Genomic DNA, 5,337 nt, shown 5'->3' with positions numbered 1-5,337 from the left:
CCCGACGCCGCCGCCCGGCCCCCGCGGGCCCCGCACGCCTGCTTTTTGCTATGGAGTAAAGAGAGTCAGCCGACCTGGTGGAGCCAGCGGACGGGCGCGCCGTCCGCTGCATGCCGGAACGGCTCCAGTTCGTCGTCCCAGGCCTCGCCCAGGGCGAGTGAAAGTTCATGGTAGACGGCGGAGGGGTCCCCGGCGCCGCTCTCGTAGGCGTAGCGGATCCGGTCCTCGGAGATCATGATGTTGCCGTGCACGTCGGTGGCGGCGTGGAAAATACCCAGTTCCGGGGTGTGGGCCCAGCGGCTGCCGTCGGCGCCGGGGCTCTGTTCCTCGGTGACCTCGTAGCGGAGGTGGGCCCAGCCGCGCAGGGCCGAGGCAAGGAGGGAACCGGTACCCTGCGGTCCGGTCCAGGCGATCTCGGCCCTCACCATGCCGGGCGCGGCCGGCTGAGGGGTCCACTGAAGATCCGTTCGCTTTTCCACGACGGATCCGATGGCCCACTCAATGTGAGGGCACAACGCGGAAGGGGCAGAGTGCACAAAGAGTACTCCGCGCGCCATCACAACAGACATTCCATCCTCCATAGCTGTAGGTGCGTCTTCCCCAACGACCTGCTGCATGGGCGGATATCCGGCTCCAGCGTCCCGCTGTGAATCATTGTGCCGCAAGTTACCGGTTTGTGCCAATGCGGCCTGCGGGGCCGTGTTGAAACTTGCGGCGCCTGTGAACCTGCCGCCGTTGCGCCTACGCGCGCGGGTGTGCCTGGCTGTAGCTCTGGCGCAGCCGGTCCACGGAGACGTGGGTATACAGCTGCGTAGTTGCCAGCGAGGAATGGCCCAGGATTTCCTGGACCGCCCGCAGGTCCGCCCCGCCGTCCAGCAGGTGTGTTGCCGCGGAGTGCCGCAGGGCGTGCGGGCCCGTGGCGGAGGTGTCCGGCAGGGCATCCAGTAGTACGGCAACGACGCTGCGGACCTGGCGTTGGTCCACCCGGCGCCCGCGCTTGCCCAGGAACAGCGCCGGCCCGCTGTCCGCGCCGGCCAGTGCAGGGCGGCCGCGGCGCAGCCAGTCGTCTACTGCCAGTGCTGCCGGCAGTCCGTAGGGCACGGTGCGTTCCTTGTTGCCCTTGCCGATCACGGTGAGGGTTCTCCGGTCCGGATCAAGGTCATCAACGTCCAATCCGGACAACTCCCCCACGCGGATGCCCGTGGCGTACAGCAGCTCCACCATGGCACGGTCCCGCAGGGACACCGGCTCGCCTTCGGCGACTGCTGCCTTGAGGGATGCGAACAGTTCGTCGAGCTGGCTGGTGCGCAGCACGCCCGGGAGCGTCTTTTCCTTCTTTGGAGCCTTCAGCCGCAGTGCCGGGTTCTCCGCGATCAGTTCTTCCCGCAGCGCCCAGTTGGCAAAACTCCGTACCGTTGCTGCACGCCGCGCAAGCGTGGCGCGGGCCTGTCCGGAGGCGCTAAGTTCGCCGAGCCAGCCGCGCAGGATCCCGAGGTCCAGATCCTGCAGCTTCCCCGCGCCTGAAGCCAACGCGTAGTCGAGCAACTGAATGAGGTCCGATTCGTAGGCGCGGACCGTATGCTCCGAACGCCCCCGTTCGGCGGCCAGGTAGCGGCAAAAGCCTTCAACGGCTGCATGGAACTCCACGGGCCAGGCGGATGGGCTCGGAGCAGTGCCGGCGGCACCGGTCTCCGGTGCCCCGTCTGCCGATGTCTTGGATGTCACCTCCTCACTGTTGTACCTTTACCCCGGCCGTTCAAGCAGGCTCGCGGGACACCGGTCCGCTCAGCCTCTATGGGCGGTTTGACCGACGGGACGCCCGTGCCCGCCGGTCAGGCCGGCACGTTATCGGTATCCGCCGGCCGGCAGGTGAGTCTCAGGTGTTCGGTTTCCGGTGCCTGCTCCAGGTCCAGCAGGTAGCGTTTGGCTTCCACTCCGCCGGAATAGCCGGTCAAGGCCCCTCGTGAGCCCAGCACCCGGTGGGTGGGGACCACGATATTCAGGGGATTGCGCGCCAAGGCGGTGCCCACGCTCCTTGCTTTCGCCGCGTCGCCGAGCAGCACCGCTACCTGCTTGTAGCTGGCTGTGCTGCCGTACCCGACACATTGGACCAGGGCCCACACGCTGCGTTGGAAGTAGGTTCCCATTGGGCTGGTTGGCAACGTGAAACAGCACCGCTGACCTTCGAAGTATTCCGCGAGCTGCCGTTCCGCCTCTTCGAAGCCGTCCTCGGCCGCAAGCCCGTACGGGGTTCCCGCACCTGCAGATGACGCCGGGGGTCCCAGCCGCACGGCAGTCAGGATCCCGTCCAAAGCGACGAGCGTGAGCACTCCCAGTGGAGAAGTGATGATCTTATGGGTGAGCATTCCGGGTGTTTCCTTTCGGTAGTGGTAACTAGTGAAGGATCAGCGTGATGTGGCAGCGGGTGCCCCTGCCGTCATCGGTGCCCCCTGCGCCACTGGTCCGGGCCGGACCGGATGGCCAGTCCTTCCAGTTCCAGCCGCGCCAGGCCTGCGCGCACGCCGGGCACCGACAGTCCGGCAACCCGGGCGAGTTTGTCGATGGTGGTGGAGCTGCGGACGGGCAGGGCGTCCAGGAGCAGGAGGTCTTCCACGGTCAGGCCGTCGTGGTCTTCCAAGGGGGCCGGCGAGTCCGACGAGTCCGGCGTCCGGGAGTCCGCCAGCGGACCGGCAAGTTCGGCGACTTCCTGCGCGTCGGTCACGCACACCGCGCTGCCGTCCCGCAGCAGGCGGTGGCATCCGGCTGAGTTGGCTGAGTACACGGACCCCGGGACCGCTCCTACCTCGCGTCCCAGGCCGGCGGCGTGATGGGCCGTGTTCAACGCACCGGAGCGCCATCGAGCTTCAACCACTACGGTGGCGGCACTCAGGGCCGCGATAATCCGGTTGCGCTGCAGGAATCTCCATCGAGTGGGCGCCGACCCCGGCGGCACCTCGGAGAGCAGCAGTCCGCGGTCGGCGACGCTGCGCAGGAGGTCTTCGTTGCCTGCCGGGTAGAACCTGTCGGCCCCGCACGCCATCACGGCGATGGTGGCTGCGCTGTTGCCGGTGGAAGCTGCGAGCGCTGCACGGTGTGCTTGGGCATCGATGCCGTAGGCACCGCCGGAAACAATGGTGTATCCGCGGTTGGCCAGCCCTGCTGAGATGTCTCCGGTGATCGACAGCCCGTATCCGGTGGCATCACGGGAGCCCACCACCGCAACGGTCCGGTTCAGTTCAGGAAAAGCGGCCTCCGGGTTGCCGCGTACCCACAGGCACAGCGGCATACCCGCTTCCAGGTGCCGCAGTGCTTCGGGCCAGCGGGGATCCTCCGGGATAAGCAGTTCGCCGCCCAGCCGGCGGATGGTTTCCAGGTCCCGGCCCGGGGCCAGGTCGGCCACGCGCGGCGTCCACCGGCCCAATGCCTCAGTGAACACTCCGGGACCTGATGCCGTACCCGCAGACCCCAGCATCTGCCCGATGCCGGCAGCGACCTCAGGCGGCAGCCGAACCTCACCCGAGGCGATCCGCAGGGCCGCCGTCGGTCCGGCGGCTGAGACCAGCGCCAGCCCCACGGTGTCTGAGGGTTCGAACAGCCGGGACAGCGCCGCACGGGCCAGCAGCAATTCCTCTTCCACGGTGCTCATGCTGCTGCCGCTCCCTGCCTGCGGAAAGCCAGCGCCTGCCCGACGTCGTCGGCCCCGGGCACAGGGTGACCGGCAAGGTCAGCGATGGTCCAAGCCACCCGCAGCACCCGGTCATATCCCCTGGCGGTCAGCAGTTGCCGCTCCATGGCGCGGTCCAGTGCCGTTGTGGCCGCGGAGGGCGGCCGCAGGACATCCCTCAGCAGCGAACCGGTTACTTCGGCATTCGTTTCGCACCCCAGCGGAAGCAGACGTTCCCGCTGCAGGCTCCGCGCCTGCCGTACCCGTGCAGCGACTGCCCCGCTTCCCTCCGCCGCATCGGAACCGAAATAGTCCCCGAGCGACACCCGCTGGACCGTAAGCTGCAGGTCCACCCGGTCCAGCAGGGGACCCGAAAGCCTGCTGAAGTATCGGCGCCTTTGCTGCGGGGTGCAGGTGCAGTCAATTCCCTTCCCGGCTGCCAGCCCGCACGGGCACGGATTCGCGGCGAGGACCAGCTGGAAACGGGCGGGGTAGACCGCTGTACCCGCAGCCCGGTGCAGCACCAGCTGCCCGCTTTCCAGCGGTTGACGGAGCCCGTCCAGGACCCGCCGCTCATACTCGGGAGCCTCATCCAGGAACAGCACTCCGCGGTGCGCCCGTGAGGCTGCCCCGGGCCGGGGTATTCCGCTGCCCCCGCCGATCACTGCCGCAGGGGAGGCGGTGTGATGCGGGCTTTCGAACGGCGGCCGGCGCAGCAGCTGCCGGCAGGGCCTTCCCTGCCAGGCCAGGGAATGGATGGCCGTAACCTCCATTGCCTGATCGTCGGGAAGATCCGGCAGGATCCCGGGCAGCCGTTCGGCGAGCATGGTCTTGCCTGCACCCGGCGGGCCGGTCATCAGCAGATGATGGGCGCCGGCCGCCGCCACCTCCACTGCAAACCGGGCCTCCTGCTGCCCCGCCACATCGGCAAGGTCCGGAAGGCGGGCAGGTTGGTCCGTCTCCTCCCCTGCCGGCGAATCATCCGCTGCCCGGCTGGCCGGCGGGGGAAAGACCAGCTGCTCCGGGTCTGCACCGAGGTCTGCGGCGACCTCGGCCAGGCAGGTGTAGCCGCGCACACGGGCGGCGGGAACAAGCGCTGCTTCGCCAGCATTCTCCGCAGCCACGGCAATGTCCGTGAACCCGGCAGCCACAGCAGCCATGACGGCCGGGAGGACGCCACGGATGGGGCGGAGCCTGCTGTCCAGCCCCAGTTCGGCGAGAAAGACGCACCGTCCGGGGCTCCTCAGCGTGCCGCCTGCGCAGAGGGCGGCCACAGCAATGGCCAGGTCAAACCCGGAGCCGTGTTTGGGCACATCGGCTGGCATGAGGTTGACGGTGATCCGGCGCCGGCTCAGCGGCAGCCCGGCGTTCTTGGCGGCAGACTTGACCCGGTCACGGGCCTCGTTCAGCGATGCGTCCGGCAGGCCCAGCAGGACAAAGGACGGCAGCGACTGGCCGATGTCCGCTTCCACCTCCACGATCCTGCCGTGCAGGCCCACCAGTCCCACTCCGTACGTCCGTCCCAGGCTCACGGGAACACCGGGATCGGGTAGCACCCTCTGCGGGGTTCACTGGCTCTCATGCCTCCACCATGTCCCGGTGACGTGGGGGGGGGCCCCGCCCCCCCCCCCGCAGTGGTCGGCGCCGCAACCGGGAAACGCAACACCGGGGTG

At 68.6% G+C, this 5,337-nt stretch carries 5 protein-coding genes; all 5 read right to left on the bottom strand.

Annotated features, from left to right (window positions below; genetic code table 11):
* Positions 1–65: 65 nt before the first annotated feature.
* The 5 genes from LJ754_RS07305 to LJ754_RS07285 all read right to left on the bottom strand — a co-directional run bounded on the left by LJ754_RS07305 (position 66) and on the right by LJ754_RS07285 (position 5,196).
* Positions 66–569 (bottom strand): DUF3145 domain-containing protein, encoded by a 504-nt coding sequence (locus LJ754_RS07305; RefSeq protein WP_227911686.1) that lies wholly within the window; start codon positions 567–569, stop codon positions 66–68.
* A gap of 172 nt (positions 570–741) precedes the next feature.
* On the bottom strand, positions 742–1,647 hold the full coding sequence (locus LJ754_RS07300) for a tyrosine recombinase XerC (RefSeq protein ID WP_227926100.1): 906 nt from the start codon (positions 1,645–1,647) through the stop codon (positions 742–744).
* A gap of 185 nt (positions 1,648–1,832) precedes the next feature.
* Positions 1,833–2,366, bottom strand: coding sequence for a methylated-DNA--[protein]-cysteine S-methyltransferase (locus LJ754_RS07295; RefSeq protein WP_227926099.1), 534 nt, complete (start codon positions 2,364–2,366; stop codon positions 1,833–1,835).
* A gap of 71 nt (positions 2,367–2,437) precedes the next feature.
* Entirely contained in the window at positions 2,438–3,646 is a 1,209-nt protein-coding gene (gene dprA, locus LJ754_RS07290) for a DNA-processing protein DprA (protein ID WP_227926098.1), read from the bottom strand.
* Entirely contained in the window at positions 3,643–5,196 is a 1,554-nt protein-coding gene (locus tag LJ754_RS07285; protein WP_227911689.1) for a YifB family Mg chelatase-like AAA ATPase, read from the bottom strand. Before LJ754_RS07285 ends, dprA begins: the two co-directional genes overlap by 4 nt.
* Positions 5,197–5,337 lie beyond the last annotated feature (141 nt).

This window comes from Arthrobacter sp. zg-Y40 (assembly GCF_020731535.1).
Classification (GTDB): Bacteria; Actinomycetota; Actinomycetes; order Actinomycetales; family Micrococcaceae; genus Arthrobacter_B.
The sequence above is the reverse complement of the archived record's forward strand: the minus strand, read 5'-3'. Positions and strand labels throughout refer to the sequence as shown.